This window comes from Streptomyces sp. ML-6 (genome assembly GCF_030116705.1).
Lineage (GTDB): Bacteria > Actinomycetota > Actinomycetes > Streptomycetales > Streptomycetaceae > Streptomyces.
The window spans coordinates 1,619,432-1,641,572 of record NZ_JAOTIK010000001.1 but is presented as its reverse complement, the minus strand read 5'-3'; the positions used below and the strand labels follow the sequence as shown (position 1 = coordinate 1,641,572).

The 22,141-nt window shown below is 72.5% G+C and carries 19 protein-coding genes and 2 pseudogenes; 12 read left to right on the top strand and 9 right to left on the bottom strand.

Annotation, left to right across the window (positions count from 1 at the left end; translation table 11 throughout):
* The first annotated feature begins 173 nt into the window (after window positions 1-173).
* Window positions 174-1,685: a 30S ribosomal protein S1 gene (gene rpsA / locus OCT49_RS07285; protein WP_283851070.1), complete on the top strand. Its 1,512-nt coding sequence runs from the start codon at window positions 174-176 to the stop codon at window positions 1,683-1,685.
* A gap of 105 nt (window positions 1,686-1,790) precedes the next feature.
* Here the strand turns inward: rpsA and OCT49_RS07280 are convergent, their stop codons facing one another.
* A complete protein-coding gene (locus OCT49_RS07280; protein ID WP_283851069.1) occupies window positions 1,791-2,747 on the bottom strand; it encodes a right-handed parallel beta-helix repeat-containing protein in 957 nt (318 codons plus the stop codon).
* Window positions 2,748-3,157: 410 nt separating this feature from the next.
* On the opposite strand from OCT49_RS07280, the gene OCT49_RS07275 reads away from it, so the two are divergent.
* The 3 genes from OCT49_RS07275 to OCT49_RS07265 all read left to right on the top strand — a co-directional run bounded on the left by OCT49_RS07275 (window position 3,158) and on the right by OCT49_RS07265 (window position 5,305).
* A complete protein-coding gene (locus OCT49_RS07275; protein ID WP_283851068.1) occupies window positions 3,158-4,096 on the top strand; it encodes a PAC2 family protein in 939 nt (312 codons plus the stop codon).
* A 164-nt stretch (window positions 4,097-4,260) separates the two neighbouring features.
* Window positions 4,261-4,863 (top strand): dephospho-CoA kinase, encoded by a 603-nt coding sequence (gene coaE, locus OCT49_RS07270; protein WP_283851067.1) that lies wholly within the window; start codon window positions 4,261-4,263, stop codon window positions 4,861-4,863.
* A gap of 73 nt (window positions 4,864-4,936) precedes the next feature.
* A complete protein-coding gene (locus OCT49_RS07265) occupies window positions 4,937-5,305 on the top strand; it encodes a tetratricopeptide repeat protein (protein ID WP_283851066.1) in 369 nt (122 codons plus the stop codon).
* A gap of 77 nt (window positions 5,306-5,382) precedes the next feature.
* Here the strand turns inward: OCT49_RS07265 and OCT49_RS07260 are convergent, their stop codons facing one another.
* Window positions 5,383-5,706, bottom strand: coding sequence for a DUF6343 family protein (locus tag OCT49_RS07260; RefSeq protein ID WP_283851065.1), 324 nt, complete (start codon window positions 5,704-5,706; stop codon window positions 5,383-5,385).
* Between the two features lie 49 nt (window positions 5,707-5,755).
* Between OCT49_RS07260 and OCT49_RS07255 the strand changes: the two genes are divergently transcribed.
* A complete protein-coding gene (locus OCT49_RS07255) occupies window positions 5,756-6,901 on the top strand; it encodes an ADP-ribosylglycohydrolase family protein (protein ID WP_502963343.1) in 1,146 nt (381 codons plus the stop codon).
* Window positions 6,902-6,998: 97 nt separating this feature from the next.
* On the opposite strand, the gene OCT49_RS07250 is transcribed toward OCT49_RS07255, so the two are convergent.
* The 3 genes from OCT49_RS07250 to OCT49_RS07240 are packed head-to-tail and all read right to left on the bottom strand — an operon-like array spanning window position 6,999 to window position 11,035.
* Window positions 6,999-8,096 (bottom strand): tyrosine-protein phosphatase, encoded by a 1,098-nt coding sequence (locus OCT49_RS07250; protein WP_283851063.1) that lies wholly within the window; start codon window positions 8,094-8,096, stop codon window positions 6,999-7,001.
* Between the two features lie 38 nt (window positions 8,097-8,134).
* On the bottom strand, window positions 8,135-10,126 hold the full coding sequence (locus OCT49_RS07245; RefSeq protein ID WP_283851062.1) for a hypothetical protein: 1,992 nt from the start codon (window positions 10,124-10,126) through the stop codon (window positions 8,135-8,137).
* Between the two features lie 6 nt (window positions 10,127-10,132).
* Complete coding sequence (locus tag OCT49_RS07240) at window positions 10,133-11,035, bottom strand: SGNH/GDSL hydrolase family protein (protein WP_283851061.1); 903 nt, start codon at window positions 11,033-11,035, stop codon at window positions 10,133-10,135.
* 187 nt (window positions 11,036-11,222) lie between these two features.
* Here OCT49_RS07240 and OCT49_RS07235 point away from each other — a divergent pair, with 187 nt between their 5' ends.
* Window positions 11,223-12,437, top strand: coding sequence for a PucR family transcriptional regulator (locus OCT49_RS07235; RefSeq protein ID WP_283855698.1), 1,215 nt, complete (start codon window positions 11,223-11,225; stop codon window positions 12,435-12,437).
* 120 nt (window positions 12,438-12,557) lie between these two features.
* Here OCT49_RS07235 and OCT49_RS07230 read toward each other — a convergent pair whose 3' ends face one another.
* Complete coding sequence (locus tag OCT49_RS07230) at window positions 12,558-12,905, bottom strand: hypothetical protein (RefSeq protein ID WP_283851060.1); 348 nt, start codon at window positions 12,903-12,905, stop codon at window positions 12,558-12,560.
* Window positions 12,906-13,171: 266 nt separating this feature from the next.
* Between OCT49_RS07230 and OCT49_RS07225 the strand changes: the two genes are divergently transcribed.
* The 3 genes from OCT49_RS07225 to OCT49_RS07215 all read left to right on the top strand — a co-directional run bounded on the left by OCT49_RS07225 (window position 13,172) and on the right by OCT49_RS07215 (window position 18,716).
* Entirely contained in the window at window positions 13,172-14,152 is a 981-nt protein-coding gene (locus OCT49_RS07225; protein ID WP_283851059.1) for a slipin family protein, read from the top strand.
* Window positions 14,153-14,385: 233 nt separating this feature from the next.
* Complete coding sequence (locus OCT49_RS07220; protein ID WP_283851058.1) at window positions 14,386-17,349, top strand: SCO1167/SCO6262 family helicase; 2,964 nt, start codon at window positions 14,386-14,388, stop codon at window positions 17,347-17,349.
* The gene (locus tag OCT49_RS07215; RefSeq protein WP_283851057.1) at window positions 17,346-18,716 is read left to right on the top strand and encodes an SWIM zinc finger family protein; all 1,371 of its coding nucleotides are present in this window, start codon (window positions 17,346-17,348) and stop codon (window positions 18,714-18,716) included. The genes OCT49_RS07220 and OCT49_RS07215 overlap by 4 nt, the downstream gene beginning before the upstream one ends.
* 40 nt (window positions 18,717-18,756) lie before the next feature.
* On the opposite strand, the gene OCT49_RS07210 is transcribed toward OCT49_RS07215, so the two are convergent.
* A complete protein-coding gene (locus tag OCT49_RS07210; RefSeq protein ID WP_283851056.1) occupies window positions 18,757-19,335 on the bottom strand; it encodes a TetR/AcrR family transcriptional regulator in 579 nt (192 codons plus the stop codon).
* Between OCT49_RS07210 and OCT49_RS39810 the strand changes: the two are divergent.
* Window positions 19,255-19,749, top strand: a pseudogene (locus OCT49_RS39810) (HXXEE domain-containing protein); the annotation flags it as partial. The gene OCT49_RS07210 and the pseudogene OCT49_RS39810 sit on opposite strands and share 81 nt — an antisense overlap.
* 2 nt (window positions 19,750-19,751) lie before the next feature.
* On the opposite strand, the gene OCT49_RS07200 reads toward OCT49_RS39810, so the two are convergent.
* Both OCT49_RS07200 and OCT49_RS07195 read right to left on the bottom strand, forming a co-directional pair.
* A complete protein-coding gene (locus tag OCT49_RS07200; RefSeq protein ID WP_283856034.1) occupies window positions 19,752-19,898 on the bottom strand; it encodes a hypothetical protein in 147 nt (48 codons plus the stop codon).
* A 140-nt stretch (window positions 19,899-20,038) separates the two neighbouring features.
* The gene (locus OCT49_RS07195; RefSeq protein ID WP_502963451.1) at window positions 20,039-20,557 is read right to left on the bottom strand and encodes a DUF3574 domain-containing protein; all 519 of its coding nucleotides are present in this window, start codon (window positions 20,555-20,557) and stop codon (window positions 20,039-20,041) included.
* A gap of 376 nt (window positions 20,558-20,933) precedes the next feature.
* Here OCT49_RS07195 and OCT49_RS07190 point away from each other — a divergent pair, with 376 nt between their 5' ends.
* Together OCT49_RS07190 and OCT49_RS07185 are read left to right on the top strand one after the other, a co-directional pair.
* Complete coding sequence (locus OCT49_RS07190) at window positions 20,934-21,665, top strand: DUF7873 family protein (protein ID WP_283851055.1); 732 nt, start codon at window positions 20,934-20,936, stop codon at window positions 21,663-21,665.
* A gap of 31 nt (window positions 21,666-21,696) precedes the next feature.
* A pseudogene (locus OCT49_RS07185) lies at window positions 21,697-21,783 on the top strand.
* Window positions 21,784-22,141 lie beyond the last annotated feature (358 nt).

Genomic DNA, 22,141 nt, shown 5'->3' with positions numbered 1-22,141 from the left:
CCTCAGACCTAGCAGGCCGCGCTCGCATCTGCTGTATGTCCCCTCGGTTCACGAGGCGCCTCCCGCCCGGCGGGTTCGGCGCTTCCCGAGCTGTCCGGCTTCTGCAGAGGTGATAAGGGCTCCCGGCGTAGCAGTACCTACGACTCACTGTCCGTACCGGAGCCCTTTCCCACATGACGAGCAGCACCGAGACCACCGCCACCACCCCGCAGGTAGCGGTCAACGACATCGGTAACGAGGAAGCCTTCCTCGCCGCGATCGACGAGACGATCAAGTACTTCAACGACGGCGACATCGTCGACGGCGTCATCGTGAAGGTCGACCGGGACGAGGTCCTGCTCGACATCGGTTACAAGACCGAAGGCGTCATCCCCTCCCGCGAGCTCTCGATCAAGCACGACGTCGACCCGAACGAGGTCGTCAAGGTCGGCGACGAGATCGAGGCCCTGGTTCTCCAGAAGGAGGACAAGGAAGGTCGCCTCATCCTGTCCAAGAAGCGCGCTCAGTACGAGCGTGCCTGGGGCACGATCGAGAAGATCAAGGAAGAGGACGGCATCGTCACCGGTACCGTCATCGAGGTCGTCAAGGGTGGTCTCATCCTCGACATCGGCCTCCGTGGCTTCCTGCCGGCCTCCCTCGTCGAGATGCGCCGCGTCCGCGACCTCCAGCCCTACGTGGGCAAGGAGCTCGAGGCCAAGATCATCGAGCTGGACAAGAACCGCAACAACGTGGTCCTGTCCCGCCGTGCCTGGCTGGAGCAGACCCAGAGCGAGGTCCGCCAGACGTTCCTCACGACCCTGCAGAAGGGCCAGGTCCGCTCCGGCGTCGTCTCCTCGATCGTCAACTTCGGTGCGTTCGTGGACCTCGGCGGCGTCGACGGTCTCGTGCACGTCTCCGAGCTGTCCTGGAAGCACATCGACCACCCCTCCGAGGTCGTCGAGGTCGGCCAGGAGGTCACGGTCGAGGTCCTGGACGTCGACATGGACCGCGAGCGCGTCTCCCTGTCGCTCAAGGCGACGCAGGAGGACCCGTGGCAGCAGTTCGCCCGCACGCACCAGATCGGGCAGGTCGTTCCCGGTAAGGTCACCAAGCTCGTTCCGTTCGGTGCGTTCGTGCGCGTCGACGAGGGCATCGAGGGTCTGGTCCACATCTCCGAGCTGGCCGAGCGCCACGTGGAGATCCCGGAGCAGGTCGTCCAGGTCAACGACGAGATCTTCGTCAAGGTCATCGACATCGACCTCGAGCGTCGTCGCATCAGCCTCTCGCTGAAGCAGGCCAACGAGTCCTTCGGTGCCGACCCGGCCTCGGTCGAGTTCGACCCGACCCTGTACGGCATGGCCGCGTCCTACGACGACCAGGGCAACTACATCTACCCCGAGGGCTTCGACCCCGAGACCAACGACTGGCTCGAGGGCTACGAGGCTCAGCGCGAGGCGTGGGAGACGCAGTACGCCGAGGCGCAGCAGCGCTTCGAGCAGCACCAGGCCCAGGTCATCAAGTCCCGCGAGGCCGACGAGGCCGCTGCTGCCGAGGGTGCTGCCACCCCGGCCGGTGGCGCCCAGGCTGCTTCCGGCGGCAACGGTGGCGGCTCGTACTCCTCGGAGTCCACGGACAACTCCGGCGCCCTGGCGTCGGACGAGGCCCTGGCTGCCCTGCGCGAGAAGCTGGCGGGCGGCCAGAGCTGACGCTCCGGTCCTCCGGTCGGTGACCGATCGCAGTAGCTGAAAGCGAGGCCCGCTCCCTCCGGGGAGCGGGCCTCACTCATGTCCGCGGCCGCCTCCTGCGAGCCGTCACGGCGTGACGGGAATGTTGGTCAGCCCCTTGCCGCCGGTCACCGTGTTGCCGGCGTGGACCGTGGTCGGGCAGTTCTTGCCGTGGTTGGTGATGTTGAACGCGAGCTGCTTGCCGCCCGTGGCGCCGGTCAGGTCCGAGACGTTGTCGCGGAAGACGGTGCCGCAGCCCCAGCCGCTCCGCTGGGTGTGGGTCTCGTAGCCGTTGTTGGTGGTGCGGGAGCCCCGGTTGCCCTCGACCAGGACGTCGTTGCCCTTCACGTCGACCCAGGAGTCGTCGTAGTTGGCGCCGGTCAGTCCGCTGCCGTCGAAGGTGTTGCCGATGATCCGTGCTCCGGTGGTGCCTTCCTTGATGTCGATGTTCTCGCCGCCCACGCCCGGTCCGATGGTGTTGTCCAGGATCCGGACCCGGTCGCTGCGGTCGGAGAGGTCGCCGGCCGTGCCGACGTAGACGCCCTCGCCCATGCCCCGGCCGTCGTGCCCGGTGTCGTGGATCCAGGAGTTCCTCAGGACGCCGTCCTTGCTGGACCTGCGGAAGTGGACGCCCTCCATGTCCAGGTCGTGGACGGTCACCGCATCGATGACGACCCCCTGGGCGGCGTCGGCCATGATGCCCTTCTGGCCACCGGTGACGGTGAGGCCCTCGACGGTCCAGTAGGAGGCGCCGTCGAGGTGCAGCCCGTAGCCGCCGCCCGCTTTCAGCACCGCCCCGGACGAACCGGTGAGGGTGATCCGGGCGGCGGCGGTCCCCGGGACGGTCGCCTTGAAGTTGCCGGTGTACGTGCCGTCGGCGAGGCGGATCGTGTCGCCCGGGGTCGCGGCGGCTAGGGCGGACTTGAGCTGGGCGGCGGTGCTCACGTCGACGACTTCGGCCGCTGCGGGGGTGGTGGCGAGGGCGGGGCCACCGGTGGCGAGCGCGGTGACCAGCAGGGCGGGGAGCAGGGTGCGGGTGCGCATGTGGGGTGCCTTCCCGTCGAAGGAGTTCGAGGTTCTCGTACATGAATGTGGGGCGAGTCTCTGAACTTGCTGCCCGGAGACGCTAGGGACGGGGCCTGGCCGTGTCAATGTCTGGACCAATGTTCGGGTCTGTGCACGGCCGTCGGGGCGGGGTGCGGGCGGGAGCATGGCTTCGTGGCAGTGGTGCGGTTCCGGTGCGCGGTCCCGAGGCATACGGGGGCCGGTGCGGAGGGCGGGGGCGGGGCGGTGCCGGTGCGGAGGGCGGTGCCGGGCATCCGTTTCCGGACGGATCCGGATGCTTGAATTTCGCACGAGCCCGGGCATGAACGGCCGGTCGAACGGGCACCGTTCGGGAATGCCCGTGCCCTGCCGGACGTTCTTGTGCAGGAATACGAGGAGGAGCGGTAACGGTGTCTGACCCGCAGAGTTTGTACGAATGGGAGCCGAAGGGCCTGGCCGTCGTCGACATGGCGCTCGCCCAGGAGTCGGCGGGCCTGGTCATGCTCTACCACTTCGACGGATACATCGACGCGGGTGAGACCGGCGAGCAGATCGTGGACGGTCTGCTCGAAACGCTGCCGCACCAGGTCGTCGCCCGCTTCGACCACGACCGGCTCATCGACTACCGCGCACGGCGCCCGCTGCTGACCTTCCGGCGCGACCGCTGGACCGCCTACGAGACCCCGACCCTGGCCGTCCGGGTCGTCCAGGACGCCACCGGGGCGCCGTTCCTGCTGCTGTCCGGGCCCGAGCCGGACGTGGAGTGGGAACGCTTCGCCTCCGCCGTCGAGCAGATCGTGGAGCGTCTCGGCGTCCGCCTCGCGGTGAATTTCCACGGCATCCCGATGGGCGTCCCGCACACCCGCCCCGTCGGCATCACCCCGCACGGCAACCGCACGGACCTCATGCCCGGCCACCGCAGCCCGTTCGACGAGGCGCAGGTGCCCGGCTCCGCGGAGGCCCTGGTGGAGTACCGGCTGATGGAGGCCGGACACGACGTCCTCGGCGTCGCCGCCCACGTACCGCACTACGTCGCCCGCTCCGCGTACCCGGACGCGGCGCTCACCGCCCTGGAGGCGATCACGGCGGCGACCGGCCTGGTCCTGCCGGCCATCGCCCACGCGCTGCGCACCGAGGCGCACCGCACCCAGACCGAGATCGAGCGGCAGATCGGCCAGGGCGACGAGGAGTTGGTCTCGCTCGTCGAGGGGCTTGAGCACCAGTACGACGCGATCGCCGGCTCCGAGACCCGGGGCAATCTGGTCGCCGAGCCGGTGGACCTGCCGTCCGCCGACGAGATCGGCCTGGAATTCGAGCGGTTCCTCGCGGAGCGCGAAGGGGACGCCTGACCTCCGCAGGGTCTCCACCGGCCTTCCGCGCGGGTCGTTCTGCCCTGCCCGGGGTACGGGCCGTTCCGTCGGTCGGTCCCGGCCCTGCCCGGGGTACGGGCGTCCGGCCAGTCACCCCGCCCTGCCCGGGGCCGGTCCGGCGGACAGGGCCTAAGCTGCCGGTCATGCTGAAAGTGGGCCTGACCGGCGGGATCGGCGCCGGCAAGAGTGAAGTGTCACGGCTGCTCGTCGAGTACGGGGCCGTGCTGATCGACGCGGACCGGATCGCCCGCGAGGTCGTCGAACCGGGCACACCAGGGCTCGCGGCCGTCGTCGATGCGTTCGGGACGGACGTCCTCACCGCCGACGGCGTCCTGGACCGGCCGAAGCTGGGTTCGATCGTCTTCTCCGACGCCGACCGGCTCGCCACCCTCAACGCGATCGTCCACCCGCTGGTCGGCGCCCGCTCCGCCGAGCTGGAGCGGGCCGCGGGCCCCGGATCGGTCGTCGTCCACGACGTCCCCCTGCTCACCGAGAACGGCCTCGCGCCGCTGTACGACCTGGTCGTCGTCGTGGACGCGAGCCCCGACACGCAGCTCGACCGGCTCGTGCGGCTGCGCGGCATGACCGAGGCCGACGCCCGCGCCCGGATGGCCGCCCAGGCCACGCGGGAGCAGCGGCGCGCCGTGGCCGACCTGATCATCGACAACGACGGGCCGCTGGAGGAGCTGGAGCCGCAGGTCCGCGAGGTCTGGGCGGAGCTGACCCGGCGGGCCGCGGCCGGCTGACCCCGTACCGGTACGGAATACCGCTGCCGGGACGGGCGTTGAGAGTTCCGGTAGCGAAGGGAAGGAAGCGAACGTGCCCGAGAGGACCCCGGAAACCGACGTCATCGACTTCCGCGCGGCCGAACGCCTGCTGGACGCGCGCGATCCCCGTGGTGCGGTGAAGCTGCTGGACTCGGTGATCGCGGCCCATCCCGAGAACACGGCGGCGCGGCTGCTGCGCGCCCGTGCCTTCTTCGCCGCCGCCCAGCTGCGTCCCGCCGAGCTCGAGTTCGAACTCGTCCTGGAGCGCGAACCGGACAACGCGTTCGCGCACTTCGCGCTGGCCCGCACCTTCGAGCGCTCCGGGCGCCCCGACCGCGCCTCCCGGCACTTCCGGCTGGCCGCCGCCCTCGACCCGAATCCGGAGTACCTGAAGGCGGCCCGCTTCCCCGTGCAGGACTGAGACCGCCGCCGGGCAGGGGCTTCGCGCCCCTGCCCGGCGGCGGGTCCGGCTCGCGGATCTGCCCGGCGGGTCCGGCTTCAGTGCCCGTACCTGCTGCGCCCGTACCCGTGGTGCTCGTACCCGCCCGGTCCGTATCCGCCGCGTCCGCCCCGGTCGGGTTCGTACGGCGGGATGTCGCGGCCGGGCTGGTAGTGCGGCCCCTGGTGGATGTGGTGGACGATCATCGCCAGGTCCGCCAGGACCAGCAGGAGCAGCAGACCGCAGGCGAGGGCCCAGCCCGGCCGGTCGGTCAGGGCGAAGGCGGTCACGCCGAAGAGGGCCCAGGCCAGCCCCCATAGACTCAGTCCGAGCCGCAGTCGCAGAGCACTGCGGGCAGTCGTGGGTTCATTGCCGGTACGCATGGCGATCGCCTCCCCTTACCAGGATGGACCCACGACGGCGTTTCGGGACATGTCGAACGGATCGAGGGGATCGCGCGTGAACGGCGCATCGTGGAATGACCGCACCGACCGCAGGGCGAGAGTCCGGGGCTGTCTGCTGGGCGGGGCGATCGGGGACGCGCTGGGCAACCCGGTGGAGTTCCTCTCCCTGGCCGGCATCCGCCGCGCGCACGGCGAGCACGGCGTGCGGGGGCTTCTCCCGGACGAGGAGGGAGTGGTGGGCCGGGTCACGGACGACACGCAGATGACCCTGTTCACGGCCGAGGGGCTGATCAGGGCCCACTCCTGGGCGGTGGCGAAGGGGGCGGGCGGCGCCGAGACCGCGCTCGTACGGAACGCCTACCTCCGCTGGCTGGACACCCAGAACCACCCCGCCCCGCCCGCCGCGGGCGGCGACAACACGATCCGGACCGGCTGGCTCAGGCAGCAGCCCTGGCTGTACGCGCGCCGGGCCCCCGGCAACGCCTGCCTGACCGGGCTCGCCACCGGTCACGTCCCCGAGCCGGTCGACCGGCTCGGCGCGCCCGGCCCGGTGAACACCGGGTCCAAGGGCTGCGGCACGGTGATGCGGTCCGCGCCCTTCGGGCTGACCGGGGAGGACGCCTCGGCCGGCTTCCGGCTCGCCTACTGGTGCGCCCAGATCACCCACGGCCACCCGACGGGCGCGTACGCCGCGGCGGCCTTCGCCGCGATCGTCGCCCACCTCCTGGAGGGCGAGTCGATGCCCGGCGCGGTGCTGCGGGCCATGGACCTGCTGGGCCGCCACCCGGGGCACGAGGAGACCACGGCGGCGCTGCGGGCGGCCGTCGACCTGGCCGCGCAGGGCGCGCCGACCGGCGAGAAGGTGGAGACGCTGGGCGCGGGCTGGGTGGCCGAGGAGGCCCTCGCCATCGCGGTGTACTGCGCCCTCGTGCTCCCCGGCGCCGACCAGGTGGCGCAGGCACTGCTGCTCTCGGTCAACCACTCGGGCGACAGCGACTCCACCGGCGCGATCTGCGGCAATCTGCTCGGCGCGCGCCACGGCGACGTGTGCCTTCCGTCGTCCTGGCTGGTGGCGACCGAGGGCCGGGCCGTGGTCACCGAGGTGGCCGACGACCTGTGCGTGGAGTTCGACCACGCGGTGGACTGGCCGACCGGGCGGTACCCGGTGTGCTGACGGCCGGTACCCGGTGTGCTGAGGGCGGCCGCCCGCCGGGGCACGGCGGGGGCACCACCCGTCAGCACACCGGGTGCTGACGGGTGGTGACGGGTGGTCAGGCCGTCAGCAGCTTGGCGCGCAGCTTGGCCACCGTCGCGTCGTCGATCCGCAGGCCCTCGCGGACGTAGGTGTCGAAGTCGCCGTACAACTTGTCCACCTGGTTGAACGCGGCCTGCAGCCAGCTCAGTTCGACGGCCTTCGGGTTGCCCAGGTACTGGTTGCTGGCGAGGAAGTCCGCCTCGACGGTCTCGCGCGGGACGCCGAGCAGGGTGAGGAGGACGGCGGTGCTCCAGCCGGTGCGGTCCTTGCCCGAGCTGCAGTGGTAGACCGTCGAACCGGAGTCGTTGTTCGCGACGGCGGTGACCAGGTCGTGGAAGGCGTAGTCGGCGCCCACGAAGTTCACCATGAACGGGTAGCCGATGGACTGGCCGAGGTCGGACGAGCCGGAGAACAGCCCGGCCGCGATGGCCTCGGCCAGCGTCATCAGCGCCGAGTCGTGGAAACGGATGCCGTGGTCGAACGACACCACGTCGGCGACCTGGTACTTCACCCCGGCGGGCAGTTTGTCGGGGGCCTCGTACCGCTCCACCGCGTTGCGCAGGTCCACGTCGAGGGTGAGCCGCTGGGACAGCAGCCGCTGCTGCTCGGCGTCGGTCAGCTTGTTGATCTTGTTGGAGCGGTAGACCAGGCCGGGCTTCACCCAGCGCCCGTCGGTGGTGCGGTAGCCGCCGATGTCCCGGAAGTTGCGGGCGGACTCGATGCCGAGCGAGCGGTCGGCGACGACGAGCGGGGAGCCGCTGTCCGGCACCAGCCGGAAGTACCAGCGTCCCGCCTCGGCGAGGGTTCCGGCGGGGACGGTCAGCGAGCCGGTGCCGGCGGCGGTGCCCACTGGGGTGCCGGTGGTGGCGTCGGGGGAGGTGACGGCGGTGACCGTCACCGATGCGGCGGGGGAGGACCAGGAGATCGTGTAGCCGCCGTCGGCGGCGCGCAGGGCGCCGGCCGCGGTGAACGGCACGGCGGCGGCCCGCGCGGTGGCCCCGGCACTCGCCACGGGCGCGTCGGCGGGCGTGGCGGCGATGGCGGGCGGGACGAGGACCGTACCGGCGAGCAGGGCGGCCGCGACGGCTGCCTGGGTGATGCGGTGCGTGCGCATGGTGCTCCTTGTCTGCATCCCTGTCGGGGGGTGGGGTGTCAGGAGGTGGGTGCGGCGGTGCACGGTGTGGTGCCGCAGACATTGATGACACGGCCGGTGGTCAGGAAGGTGGCCTTCTGCTGACGTGCGGCCGGCGAGTTGCGGGGGTCCGAGTGCGGGTCGTGGCCGTAATCCGGCCCGGCAGGTGGGGTGTTGGTGGTCGGCGGGGTGGGTGTGCCGCTGTCCCACACCGTCATCGCGGAGCCCCGGTACGGCAGTTGGTCGCGCGCTACGGTCCTGATGCCCCAGTACGGGACGGTGTCCGGGCTGCGGCCCGGTGCGAGCGCGGGGGCGACCAGCCGGGCGCCGATGGTGCGCGCCTCCACGTCCGCCGCCGCGTTCGCGACCTGGTGATCCCCGTACGCGATGTGCATCAGCACCTGGTGACGGTTGGTCAGGTGGTTCGCGTACGCGTTGGTCTCGCCGCGGTCCCACACCATCTGGAACAGCTGGAGGACGATCTGCTGGCGCAGTTTGTCCGGATAGGAGAGGTCCAGGACCTGCTGGAACGGGGCGAAGTCGACGCTGCGGTTGAGGAGCAGGCCGTAGTTCATGCCGGTGACGCCGAGGACGCCGCGCCGGATGTCGGGCGAGGCGGCCAGCAGGGCGCCGCCGAGGATTCCGCCCTGGCTGTTGCCGTCGTACCCGATGCCGTGCCGGACGTCGACGAGCGGCCGGCCGTTCGCGTCGCGGAAGGCCGCGTCGGTGGTCAGGCCGTCGGTGTGGATCAGGGCGCGGGCGAGGAGGAGGGCGTTCAGCATGCCCTGCTCGCTGCGTTCGGGCACGGCGGGGAAGAGGTTCGGGTCGGCGAGCGCGCCGAGCACCGCGGGAACGTCCTCCTGGGCCATCCCGATCCAGTCCGTCGCGCAGAACGTGAAGTTGTGTTCCGCCGCCATCGCCTTGACGTTGCCCGCGCCGACCTCGGCCCGGCGGCCGAGGAGGCCGTGCCCGTAGAGGGCGGGGTGCGAGGGGGTGCGGAAGGCGGAGCGCGGTATCTCGCAGCGGAACGTGGCGAGCACGGTGCTGCCCGGGAGTCGTCGGGGCAGGCCGTCGGGGCCGCGGTGCAGCACGGAGCCGGGGGGTCCGCCGGGCCGGTCCAGATAGCCGGGCACGCTGATCCGGCCGGTCACCTCGCGGGCGATCCGGGGGTCCTGTCCGGGGGTGAAGTCGGTGACGTCGGTGATGTCGAACGCGGGCGGGCGGCCACCGAGCCGGCGGAACGCGTCGTCGCGGATGGTGAAGAGGTCACCGGTGAGACTGCGGGTGCTCGCGACGGTGAAGTCCCAGGCGAGGTACAGCCCTTCGGACCGCACTCCGGCCCGGTGCAGCGCCTTCAGCGCCGGGCGGAGCCGGTGCTGCCGGGCGCGCAGCGGATGCCCGGCGGGCAGTGGCTTCCCGGCGACGGCGGCGAACGGCGCGGCGGCCGGGATCGTGCGCCCGGCCCCGTCCTTGAGGTTCCGCAGGGCGACGGCGTAGTGGTGGCCGTCGCGGAAGTTGCGCGCGGGATGGATCAGCAGGGCGCGGCGGGCGGGGTCGGTGGCGTTGGAGTCGGGCTCGGCCCAGTACGGCCACCGCTCGCCGGTCCCGGTGTCCAGCAGCACGACGGGGGCGTCCGGGGCCAGGGAGCGGCCGATGTCGGTGAGCGGGGCCGCGCCGGTCGCCGCCGGGCCGAGGCCGGGGACGTGTGCGATCAGGGTCGAGCCGGGGGAGAAGCCGTCGGAGCGGTTCCAGGCCGTCGGGTCGATGTTCCGGCCGGTCGCGGTGGGCGGCAGCGCGGTGGCTCCGAAGGAGACCCGGCGGCCGGTGCCGGTGCTGGGGTCGGACCGGGTGTACCAGTCGTTGGGGAACGGCAGCAGGCACTCGGTGGGGGCCAGTGGGTCGCAGCTGGCCCCGGACGCCCCGGCGGCACGGGCCGCCGGGGCGTCCGGGACGAGCAGGACGGCGGCGCCGAGCGCCGCCGCCAGCAGCCCGCGCAGCAATCGGTGCCGCAACGCCGGTCAGCTCCCCTGGAGGTGGGCGCCGATGATGGCGGCGTAGTTCGCCTCACCGTTGCGGTTGGGGTGCAGCGGGGCGGCGAGCGAGGTCGGCACGTAGCCCTCGACCCACTTGTCCGACGGGGACTGGCAGGAGTCGTGGCCCTTGCTGGGCGTGGCGAGGTCGATGTACTCGGCGCCGTGCGCGGCGCTCTGCTCGGCGATCACCGCGTTCATCCGGTCGACGCTGCCCTGGAGGAAGTCGGCGTCCACCGGGAGCACCGGCTGCAGCGGCCAGCAGCCACCGGGCTTGATGTACAGGCCGTACCCCGTGACGATCACCCGGGCCTGCGGGGAGCGCTGGTGGATCGTGTCCAGGACGACGCCCAGCTTCGGCGCGAACTCCGCGATGCGCTGTCCCACCTGGTCCACACCGCCCTCGTTGTACCTCTCCTTGCACGGGGTGGCGTTGGGGTCGAGGGTGGTGCACTTCTGCGCGATGCCGACCAGCCCGGCGTCGTTGCCGCCGATGGTCAGGGTCACCAGGTCGGTGTCCGGGCGCAGCGCGTCGAACTGGGGCGGCGCCGAGCCCATCGGGATGTCGAGCAGCGACAGCGACTGCTTCTCGGTCATGTGCTTGGAGGCGGCGCCGCTGCACGTGACGTCGGTCAGTGACGCACCGAGGCGCGAGGCGAGCTCGTGCGGGTAGTTGTGCGTCGAACGGCCGCAGGCCAGCGGTCCCGTGATGTCCGGGACGAGCGGTCCGGACGCCATGGAGTCGCCGAGCGCGACATAGGACATGGTGTCGTCCGCACCGGCGGCGGACGCCGGGACGGCGCCGGCCCCCATGGCCAGACCGGCCAGGGCGAGCGAGCCCATGACGGTCCTGACGAAACGACAGAAGCCTTTGTTCTGCGGCAAGTTCACGAAATCCTCCGACGGTGGGGGGCGGGACGTGGCATGGCGCGTGACGCCGGTCATCATGCAGACTCGACTGCCGTCGTTTAACTGGTGGGTAACGCAGACTTCCGCGGGGGAACTTGTGACGCGTGACAACCGTCCACCCGTCGTCGAGGGGGGCCACAGTGCCTTCAGGGGCCCGAGGGACCGGCCGCTGTCCATCGCGGGGCGTCCGGTGGCCGCCCAACTGCGGGCCCGAGTACCGGCCCTGACGGTCCGTGTGGTCGAACGGCTGCTGGCCGACCTGCCGGTCTACGCCGAGCTCCCGCACGAGGAGATCTCCGGCGACATCGCCGACATCGTCCAGCACAACCTGCGGCTCTTCGCGGACGTCGTCGAGCACCGCCGCCCCGCCACGGACGCCGAACTCGCCCAGCAGCGGGACTCGGCGGCCCAGCGCGCGGAGGAGGGCGTGCCGCTGGACGCGATCCTCACCGCCTACCAGCTCGGCACGGCGATGTGCTGGCAGGAGACCGCGAAGGGGGCCCGGCCCGACGACCTCCCCACCGTCCTGGAGGTCATGGACCGCATCATGGTCCTCCAGCGGCAGCTGACCTCCGCCGTCAGCAGCGCGTACCTGGAGGCCCGGCAGATCCTCGACAGCCAGGAGCACGGCGGCCGGCACGCCCTGATGGCCGCCCTGCTGACCGGGGAGCCCCTGGACCGCTTCGCCCACCGCACCGGACTGCGCCCGGCCGCCCGCTACCTCACGATGACGCTCGCGCTGGCCCCGCACCCCGACGAGTCGAGCCAGTCACCGGGCCCGGGATCCGGCATCGCGGCCCGGCGCAAGATCCGTCGCGTCCGCACGGTCCTCGACCACTTCGCCGGTACGCCGACGCTCACCGCCCTCGACACCTCCGGCGGCACGGTGCTGCTGCCGGTCGCCGATGCGCCGCCGCCGTGGCGCGGGCCGGACGGGCTGTGCGCGCTGATCGAGGAGGCGGCCCGCGCGGCGGGCGTCCCGGTCACCGCCGCCGCGGAGACCGCCGAACCGGAGGAGGTGCCGGCCGCGGTGGCGCGCAACGCCGAGATCGTCGACCTGGTCGCCCGCACCGGCCGGCCCCCCGGCCTGTACCGGTTGGCCGACGTCCTGCTCGAATACCAGCTCAGCCGGCCCAGCGAGGCCCTGCGCGGGCTCGCCCGGCTGCTGGGACCGCTGGAGGCGAAGCCGGATCTGCTGCGCACCCTGGAGACGTACCTCGAACTGGGGCTGGACCGGCGGGCCACCGCCGCGGCCCTGCACGTCCACCCCAACACCGTGGACTACCGCATACGCCGCATCGACCGGCTCACCGGCCTCTCCCCGGCCCGCCCGGTCGACCTCCAGCACATCAGCGCGGCCCTGGTCGCCCGCCGCTCGGTGTGAGCCGCCCGGCGCGGGCCGCCCGGCATGGGTCACCCCGACGCGGGCCGCCCGGCGCGCGAGGAGCGGCGCCGGGCGGGGCGGTGCGAGGGGAGCGGCCGCGGAGGGGGCCGGGCGGGGCGGTCAGTGGATGGTGCTGAAGCTGCGCCAGGGCTGGACCCTGGGGGGATTGAAGTCGCTGAGGCCGGTCGCGAGGTACGTCGTGCCCGGGCCGGTGCAGTCGAAGGTGCGGTACAGGACGATGTCGATCAGGGTGTTGTTGAACACGGCCTTGGCGCCCGAGGGGGCGAGGCGGTGGCAGCCCCTCACCAACGGGCTGTTCACCGCGATGTCGACGTCCCGCTGGGTCGTGTAGACGACCGGCCCGACCGCGGTCCGGCCGAGGCCGGAGCAGCCGGCGACGGTGAGGGTCAGGAGCGCGGTCCCTGCGGCGATGCCGAGGCGGCGGCGTCGGTGATCGGTCAAGGGCATGGGCGGGTCCTCGTCTGTCTCGTCCGGGCTGGTCCGTCGGCACCGGTGCCGCGTGGGTGACGGGGCCGCGTGTGCCACGGAGTACGTGCTGACGCTGGTCACCCTGCCCGGTCCCCGCGGGCCCGGCACCCGGTGCGCGGCCGGGCGGGCTACAGCCGCGACGAGGGAGGCCCGAGCCATGTTCATATCGGTTGATATTGGGCATACCGTGGTAATAGCGGATGACCCGCTCGGCTCAGATTGTTTCCGTCCTTCAGGGGGCCGTCATGGTCCAGGATCTCGTAATCGCGCTGGTGGCGGCGGCCTCGGTGGGCACGCTCTACCTGGCGGCGGCCGCCAAGATCGTCAAGCAGTACGAGCGGGGCGTCGTGCTGCGGCTGGGCAGGCTGCGTGACGAGGTGCGCGGGCCCGGCTTCACCATGGTGGTCCCCGGCGTCGACCGGATGCGCAAGGTCAACATGCAGATCGTGACGATGCCGGTGCCCGCCCAGGACGGGATCACCCGGGACAACGTGACGGTACGGGTGGACGCCGTCATCTACTTCAAGGTCGTCGACGCGGCGAGCGCCGTGATCCAGGTGGAGGACTACCGGTTCGCGGTGTCGCAGATGGCGCAGACCTCGCTGCGGTCGATCATCGGCAAGAGCGACCTGGACGACCTGCTGTCCAACCGGGAGAAGCTGAACGAGGGGCTCGAGCTGATGATCGACAGCCCCGCGGTCGGCTGGGGCGTGCAGATCGACCGGGTGGAGATCAAGGACGTCTCGCTCCCGGAGACGATGAAGCGCTCCATGGCGCGCCAGGCCGAGGCCGATCGTGAGCGGCGGGCCCGGGTCATCAACGCGGACGCCGAGCTCCAGGCATCGAAGAAGCTCGCCGAGGCGGCGGGGGAGATGTCCGCCCAGCCGGCCGCGCTCCAACTGCGCCTGCTGCAGACGGTGGTGGCGGTGGCGGCGGAGAAGAACTCCACGCTGGTGCTGCCGTTCCCGGTGGAGCTGCTCCGCTTCCTGGAACGGGCGCAGCAGCAGTCCGCACCGGAGCAGTCCGCACCACAGCAGGTGTCGCCGTCGCAGCAGTCCGCACCGCAACAGGTGTCGCCGCCGCAGGAGCGGCAACGGCCGCAACCCCAGCAGTCGCAGCAACAGCAGCAGCAACAGTCACGGGAACCGCTGCAACAGCAGCAGCCGCAGCAGTCGTCGGCCGTTCCCGCGCCGCCCGCCCGTTCGGAGCCGTTGGCCCGGCACTGAGCGGCCCGGCACTGGGCGTCGAAGTGCCGAGCCGCCGGATGGCCCTGTTCCGCTTCTCCCGTTTCCCGGTGCTGCGGCCTGCTCCGGGCGAGTCGGACCGTTACGAGCCATATGGCTGTTGACCTGCTGAAACGTGGGTGCGCGGCCGGTTGTCATACCCCCCGCCTAGACTCGGCAGGAGTCGTAAGGATCAAGGTGCCCACGAGCGTCGGAGCGGGAAGGGGAGGGACCGGATGGCCACGCCACGAAGCCGTCAGGACGGCTCCGTCGTCCGTCTCCTGCGGTGTGCCGCGGTGTTCCTGCCCGCCTCGTTGCCGAGGGACGGTCGCGTCGCCTTCTGGGATCCGGACGGGGGGTCGCTCCCGGAGCCGGGCGACGTCTGCGGACCTCCCGCGGAGCCCGGAAGCCCGGCGCCCGCCCCGAGCGCGTCCGAGATCGCCGTCGTCCGCAGGGAGGGCCCGCAGGACGACGTCCGGCGGCACACGGTGCCCGCCGTCCTGCTGCCCGTGGCCGACGTCCTGCCGCTGCTGGTCCGGGGCCGGTACCAGGAGTCCGCCCACGCCGCCACGCGGTGCTGGGGCGCCGCCGCGCTCCAGGCGCTCAACCTGGTGGCGCGCGGCAGACTGCTCCCCGGTCTGACGGGCGACGACCACGACGCCTGGCGGGCCGGACCGCGCGACGCCGAGGACATCGCGCACCTCCGGGCGATCGCCGCTGCCCTGCCGCCCGAGGGCCATGCCGTCCCGCTCCCGGACCGCACACCGCTCCGGGTCCCCGACCCCGAGTGGCTGATCGGGGCGTTCCTCGACGCGGTCGCCGACACCCTGCCCCGTACGCCCGCCGCGGCGCACGCGATGGGGGCGCCCTTCGCGGCCCGCGAGGCCCAGCACCTGCCGGACGCCCGGGACTGGGCGGTCGAGGTCGCGTCCGGGTTCGACGCGGGGGTACGGATCTCGCTGCGCCTGGACCTCTCGGCGTACGAACTCTTCGACACGCACACCCCGGCCGACACGTACGACCAGGCCGCCGCGCCCACTCCGGTCGCCGCGCCCACCCAGGCCGGCACGTACGACCGCCCCGACGAGGCGCGGCGGGCCGCCGCGGCCGTCGTCCAGGTGCACAGCCTCGCCGACCCCACGCACGTCACCGACGCCGCCGCGCTGTGGAACGGCGGGGCGGGCGAGCCGTTCGGCCCGCGGGCCAGGGTCGACGCCGTGCTGGCCCTGCGTCGCGCCGCCCGCGTCTGGGCACCGCTGGAGCGCCTGCTGGACCAGCCCGTGCCCGACGTCCTGGCCATCGGGGAGGACGAGCTGTACGAACTGCTCGGCGACGCCGGGCCCCGGCTGGCGGCGGCCGGGGTCGGCGTCCACTGGCCCAGGGAACTGGTCCGTTCCCTCACCGCCTCGGCCGTCGTACGGCCCGCCCCCGGATCGGCCACCGACGGCACCTCGTTCTTCGACGCCGAGCACCTCTTCTCGTTCGACTGGCAGTTGGCGCTGGGCGACGAGCAGCTCACCGAGAAGGAGATGGACCTGCTCGCGGAGGCCCACCGGCCGGTGGTGCGCCTGCGGGACCGGTGGGTCGTCGTCGACCCCGACCTCGTGCGCAAGGCGCGCAAGCGGGAGCTCGGACTGCTCGACCCGGTCGACGCCCTCGCCGTGGCCCTGACCGGCAGTGCCGAGGTCGACGGCGAACGGGTCGAGGCGGTGCCCGTGGGGGCGCTCGCCGCGCTCCGGGAACGCATCACCGCCGACGCCACCGCCGTCGCCCCGCCGCCCGGCCTCGACGCCACGCTCCGCGACTACCAACTGCGCGGCCTCGCCTGGCTGGACCGGATGACCTCGCTCGGCCTCGGCGGCTGCCTCGCCGACGACATGGGCCTGGGCAAGACGGTCACCCTCATCGCCCTGCACCTGCGCCGCGCCCACCCCTCGCCCACCCTGGTGATCTGCCCCGCCTCCCTGCTGGGCAACTGGCACCGGGAGATCAACCGGTTCGCCCCCGGCGTCCCCGTACGCCGCTTCCACGGCACCGACCGCACGCTCACCGGGACCGACGGCGGCTTCGTCCTCACCACGTACGGCACGATGCGGTCGAGCGCCGCCCGGCTCGCCGAGCACGGCTGGGGGATGATCGTCGCCGACGAGGCCCAGCACGTGAAGAACCCGCACTCCTCCACGGCGAAGGCGCTGCGCACCATCCCGGCCCCCGCCCGGGTCGCCCTCACCGGCACCCCCGTGGAGAACAACCTCTCCGAGCTGTGGGCCCTGCTCGACTGGACCACCCCCGGGCTGCTCGGCCCCCTCAGGGCGTTCCGGGCCCGCTACGCCCGCACTGTCGAGAACACCGGTACGGCCGCCGGGCCCGAGGACGACGAAGCCGTCGAACGGCTCGCCCGGCTGGTGCGCCCCTTTCTGCTGCGCCGCAGGAAATCCGACCCGGGGATCGCCCCCGAGCTGCCGTCCAAGACGGAGACCGACCACCCCGTCTTCCTCACCCGCGAGCAGGCCACGCTCTACGAGGCGACGGTCCGCGAGACGATGGCGTTCATCGAGGCGTCGGAGGGCATCGCCCGGCGCGGCCTGATCATGAAACTGCTGGCCTCGCTCAAGCAGATCTGCAACCACCCGGCGCAGTACCTGAAGGAGGAGCCGACCCGCCTCGTCGACCGGTCGGGGAAGCTCGCCCTGCTCGACGAACTCCTCGACACGATCCTCGCCGAGAACGGCTCCGTCCTCGTCTTCACCCAGTACGTGACCATGGCCCGGCTCCTCTCCGCCCACCTCACCTCGCGCGCCGTCCCCTCCCAACTCCTGCACGGCGGAACGCCGGTGGCCGAACGGGAACGGATGGTGGACCGCTTCCAGTCCGGCGAGGTCCCGGTCTTCCTGCTCTCCCTCAAGGCGGCGGGCACCGGGCTGAACCTCACCAGGGCCGCCCACGTCATCCACTACGACCGCTGGTGGAACCCGGCCGTCGAGGAACAGGCCACGGACCGGGCGTACCGCATCGGCCAGACCCAGCCCGTGCAGGTGCACCGGCTGATCGCGGAAGGCACCGTCGAGGACCGGATCGGCGAACTGCTGGAGGCGAAGCGGGCCCTGGCCGAGACGGTCCTCGGCACCGGCGAGGCCGCGCTCACCGAGCTCAGCGACCGCGAGCTGGCCGACCTCGTCTCGCTCCGGAGGCCGACATGAGCCCCCGGCCGGAGAACCCTCCGCGCACCGGCCGCTCCCCGCGCGCCGGCCGGATCGCGCGCACCGCGACCCGCGGACCCGCCGCCCCCGCTGCTTCCCGGACCGCGGTGCGCCCGCGTCCCGGCCCCGACGACCTGCGGCGCACCTTCGAGGCCGTGCCGCCCCGCACCTGCGACGGTGACCAGCCCTTCGCCGACAGCTGGTGGGGCCGCGCCTGGGTGGCCGCGCTGGAGTCCCTGTCCATGGACGAGGGACGGCTCTCCCGCGGCCGTACCTACGCGGACAGCGGCAAGGTCGCCGCCATCACCGTCACCCCCGGTCGGGTCGTCGCCTACGTGCACGGCAGCCGCCCCCGCCCCTACCGCTGCGAACTGCGGCTGCGGACCCTCACCGACCCCGACTGGGAGACCTTCCTCGACGAGGTCGCCGCCCGGCCCGGCCACCTCGCCGCGCTGCTCGCCAAGGAGATGCCGCACTCGCTGGTCGACACCGCCGCCGCAGCGGGCATCGGGCTGCTGCCCGCCGCCGACGACCTCGACCCCGGCTGCACCTGCCCCGACCACGGCTGGCCCTGCAAACACGTGGCCGCCCTCTGCTACCAGATGGCCCGGCTCCTGGACGCCGACCCGTTCGTCCTCCTGCTGCTGCGCGGCCGGGGCGAGCGGGAACTCCTCGAAGAGCTGGGCCGCCGCAACGCCGCACACTCCGCCAAGGAACGCCCGGCGAAGCCCGACACCCCCTCCGTGCCCGCCGCCGAGGTCCTGACCGGGCGCTTCCTCCCGCCGCTCCCCGCCCCGCTGCCGGTCCTGCCGCATCCCGCGCAGCCTCCCTCGTACCCCGGCCCGCCCGGGGCCCGCGATCCGCTCGCCCTGGACCACCTCGCCACGGACGCGGCGGCCCGGGCGCACGCGCTCCTCACCACCGGCCTCGACCCGCTCGCCGGACTGACGCCCTGGCAGGACGCGGTACGGCTGGCCGCATCCCGTCACACCGCCGGACTCACCGCGACCACCCGCGCCCTCTACCGCGAACTCGCCTACGCCACCGGCCGCACCACCACCGACCTGGCCCGGGCGGTCGCCGCCTGGCGCCAGGGCGGGGCCGAGGGGCTGGCCGTCCTCGAAACCCCCTGGGACCCTCCGGCCGGCCCCTTCGACCGGGCCCGCCCCGCACTCGCGGCCGCCGGCTTCCCCCGCTTCCACCCCTGGCGCAACCACCTCACGCACCCCGGCGGCACGCTCCAGCTCCGCTTCGGCCACGACGGACGCTGGTACGGCTACGAGTCCGAGCCCGGGGAGGACGACTGGTGGCCCCGGGCCGCCCCGGACTCCGACCCGGTGAGCGCGCTCATGGAACTCGGCGGCTGACCCGCCGCACGCCACGGCGACCCGGCCGCTCCCGCTCCCGTCAGCGGGGCAGCACGGCGTCGACGACCTCCCGGGCGAAGCCCGGCGGCACCGGTTCGCGGCGGAGCAGCACCCGCATCCAGACGGCCCCGGCGATCAGGTCCAGCAGCAGCATCGGGTCGGCGTCCGCGGGGAGTTCGCCGCGGGCGGCGGCGCGGGTGAAGACCGGCTGCTCGCGGGAGAACCGGTCGGCGAAGAAGTCCCGGGTGAGAGCGGCGAGTTCGTCGTCGGGCAGACCTGTGCCCGAGGTCAGGGCGCGGGCGACGGGTTCCGTGCGCCCGTTGGTGAGCAGACCGATGATCTGCTCCACGAGGGCGATCAGATCACCGCGGAGGCTGCCCGTCTCGGGAATGTCGACGTCGAGCACCCGGGCATGGATGAGCGCCGCCCGCAGCAGGGCAGGTTTCGAGGGCCACCAGCGGTAGATCGTCGTCTTGTTGACCCCGGCGTCCTGGGCGACGGCCTCGATGGTGAGGCGGGCGTACCCGCGCTCCGCGAGATGGCGCAACGTGGTGTCGAAGATCGCTTCGGCGGCGCGGGGTCCCCTGCCCGGACGGCGGTTCACGATCGGGTCGGACATGAGCACTCCAGAGAAAAAGCAACGCAACGTTGCATTGTAGGGTGGGGTCATCTCACTGCGACGTTACGGGGGTCCGGCATGGCGGAGGCGGGGGTTTCCAAGACGGTGACCTGGGGGCTGTTCGCCGCCTGGGTGGCCAATGACCTGGAGGAGCTGGCCACCATGGCCCGCTGGGCGCGGTCCGCCCGGCCGCGGCTCCAGGAACGGTTCCCGGCGGTGCCCGAACGGATCTGGGAGCGGATGGAGCTCTCGCAGCGCGATGCCGCCGTCGCGATCGGGCTCATGGGCGCAATCATGGCGGCGGCATCGGCGGACGGGGCGCGCACCGGCGGCCGCAGCCCGTTCTTCCGGTCGGTGCTGGTCGGCTTCGGGTGGCACGGCGCCGTGCACATGGCGCAGACGCTGGCGTACCGCGGTTACACGCCGGGGGTCCTCACGGCGCCGACGGTCGTCGTCCCGTACTCGGTGTGGGCCGTGCGGAAGCTGAAGGAGGCCGGTATCCGGACCGACGGCGGAGGCAGGGCGGCCGCGGCGACCACGGTGCTCTTCCCGGCGGCCGTCATCGGCGTCCACGCGCTGGCGCACCGGATCAACCGGCCGCGCGGCCGCGACCGGGCATGTGAGGGAAGGGGAGGCGGCCAGTCGGGAAGGACCGGGAGGGGCCGGGGCCGCCGGGCGCCCGGGAGGGGCCGGGGCCGCCGGGTCAGAAGTCGGCGATCATGTGCTCCTCGAGCCGGGCCACCGAGTCCTGCGCGTAGGCCTTCTCGTAGGCGTCGCGGATCCGCTCGATCCGGGAGTCGCGCGCCCGGGCCTCGGACGCGGGGTAGAGCAGGGTCAGTTCGTAGCTGCGCTCCCGCTCGATGACCCCGTTGGAGTCCCGCCACTGTCCCCGGCCGTCCTGAATGGTCAGCCCGTTCGGGAAGCGCGGGGTGACCTCCTCGTCGATGAACGCCATGAACTGGTCGTCGGTCACGTCCGGTCCGCCGTCGGGCCGTTCGGTGCCGAAGAAGAGCCGGGTCTCGATGTAGTCCTCCCTGCGCGTGGCACTGGCCGCAGCCGCGGAACGCTGGGCCGGGGAGGGTTCGCCGCCGAGGGTGGCGTAGGAGACGGGGGTTCCCACGACCAGTACGGCCGCCGCGACGGCCGCCGCGGTGAGCGGGCCGCGCCGCTTCGGACCGGTGCGCCGATCGGTCCCGACGCGCGGCGCGGCTTCGACGAGCAGGTCGGGGGCTGCGGGCCGCTCAAAGGCGAGGTGCTGCCGGGAACCGGCGTGCGGCGCAGGGGTGTTGGGACGGCTGGTGCCGGTGGGGCGGGGGAGACGGGACAAGGCGGGCCCTTCGTTCGGCGCCCGTGAGGGCGGTGTCCGTACGGGAACGGGGAGCCGTGCCCGGTCGGGAGACGGCGGGCGCGGTGCGCGGGGGCCGGCGTCGCGGACGCGCGGGCCCACTGTGGCAAGCGGTCCCCGCCGGGCGGCGGCAGGACATGGCCATCCTGCGGAAACCACCCGTACGGCCCGGCCCGGGGGCCCTCCCGCCGTGCGGACGGAGGGTGCCAAAACCGTTGGCCAAGGCCAGGGCGTCCCTGTTAGGTTCCTCGACGTGGCGAAACTCAATCAGATCATCGCAGTGGAGAAGGGCGTAAAGTCCAAGGCCCACCAGGACCTGACGGCGGCGCATCACGGCCTCCAGAAGACCGGGCTGCTCGCCGGGATCTCCCGGACGTACCAGCCGAAGGACGAGGAGGGCGAGCAGCTGCCGCCCGAGTCGACGCTGGTGCAGATCAAGGCCGAGGACGTGCTGCGGGACACCGCGGTGACCCTGACCCGGCTCTTCGATGTGACCGCCACGAAGGACTGGGCGAACTGCTCGGCCCGCGCGGACGTGAAGGTCGACGGCCGGGTGATCGTGAGCGACGTGCCGGTCTCGTACCTGCTCTTCCTGGAGAAGCAGCTCACGGACCTCAACACCTTCGTCCGCAAGCTGCCGGTGCTCGACGCCTCCGAGGCCTGGGTCCAGGACCCGTCGACGGACTCCTGGAAGACCGAGCCGGTACGGACCCTCCGTACGAAGAAGGTGCCCCGCAACCACGTGAAGGCGGAGGCCACCGACAAGCACCCGGCGCAGGTCGAGGTGTACTACGAGGACGTCCCGATCGGGTACTGGACGACGGTGAAGTTCTCCGGGGCCCTTCCCGCGCGCCGCGTCAACGAACTGCTGGACCGGGTCGAGAAGCTCCAGCAGGCCGTGAAGTTCGCCCGCGAGGAGGCCAACAGCGTGGACGTCACCGACCAGCGGGTGGGTGATGCGGTATTCGGTTACCTCTTCGGGTGACCGACCATTGACTCCCCGGCCGTCACTTACGGCCGGGGTGCGCGAGGAGCGCAAGCTGAAACTGAAGCTTGTCGTGAACGACGCGGTACCGGTGGAGGTTCGAGTCCTCCCCCCGGCACTCGGGGTGCTTCCGAGCACCCCCACGGGCCGGGGTGGCCCAAATGGTAGAGGCGCCCGCGATCAATCTCAGACTCTTGCTCCAGACTCAGCATTCGCCACCGATCGCCGAATCAAACGGGCCCGTGCCCACGGGCGTCGAGATGCCGGTTCGACTCCGGCCCGCGGAGCTTCGATCTGCGGTCGTCTAAAGGCAGGACGCGGCGACATAAACCTGACACGGGTCCTTAAAAGTGTCGGCGTGCCGAACGGGTGGCATCCACAGGGCTCGGGGGCCGGCTACGCCCCCGGGCCCGCTCCCGTTCTCCGGCTCCTTGCCGGTTGTCCGGACCCTCCGTGGTGTCCGGCGGCGAAGCCCG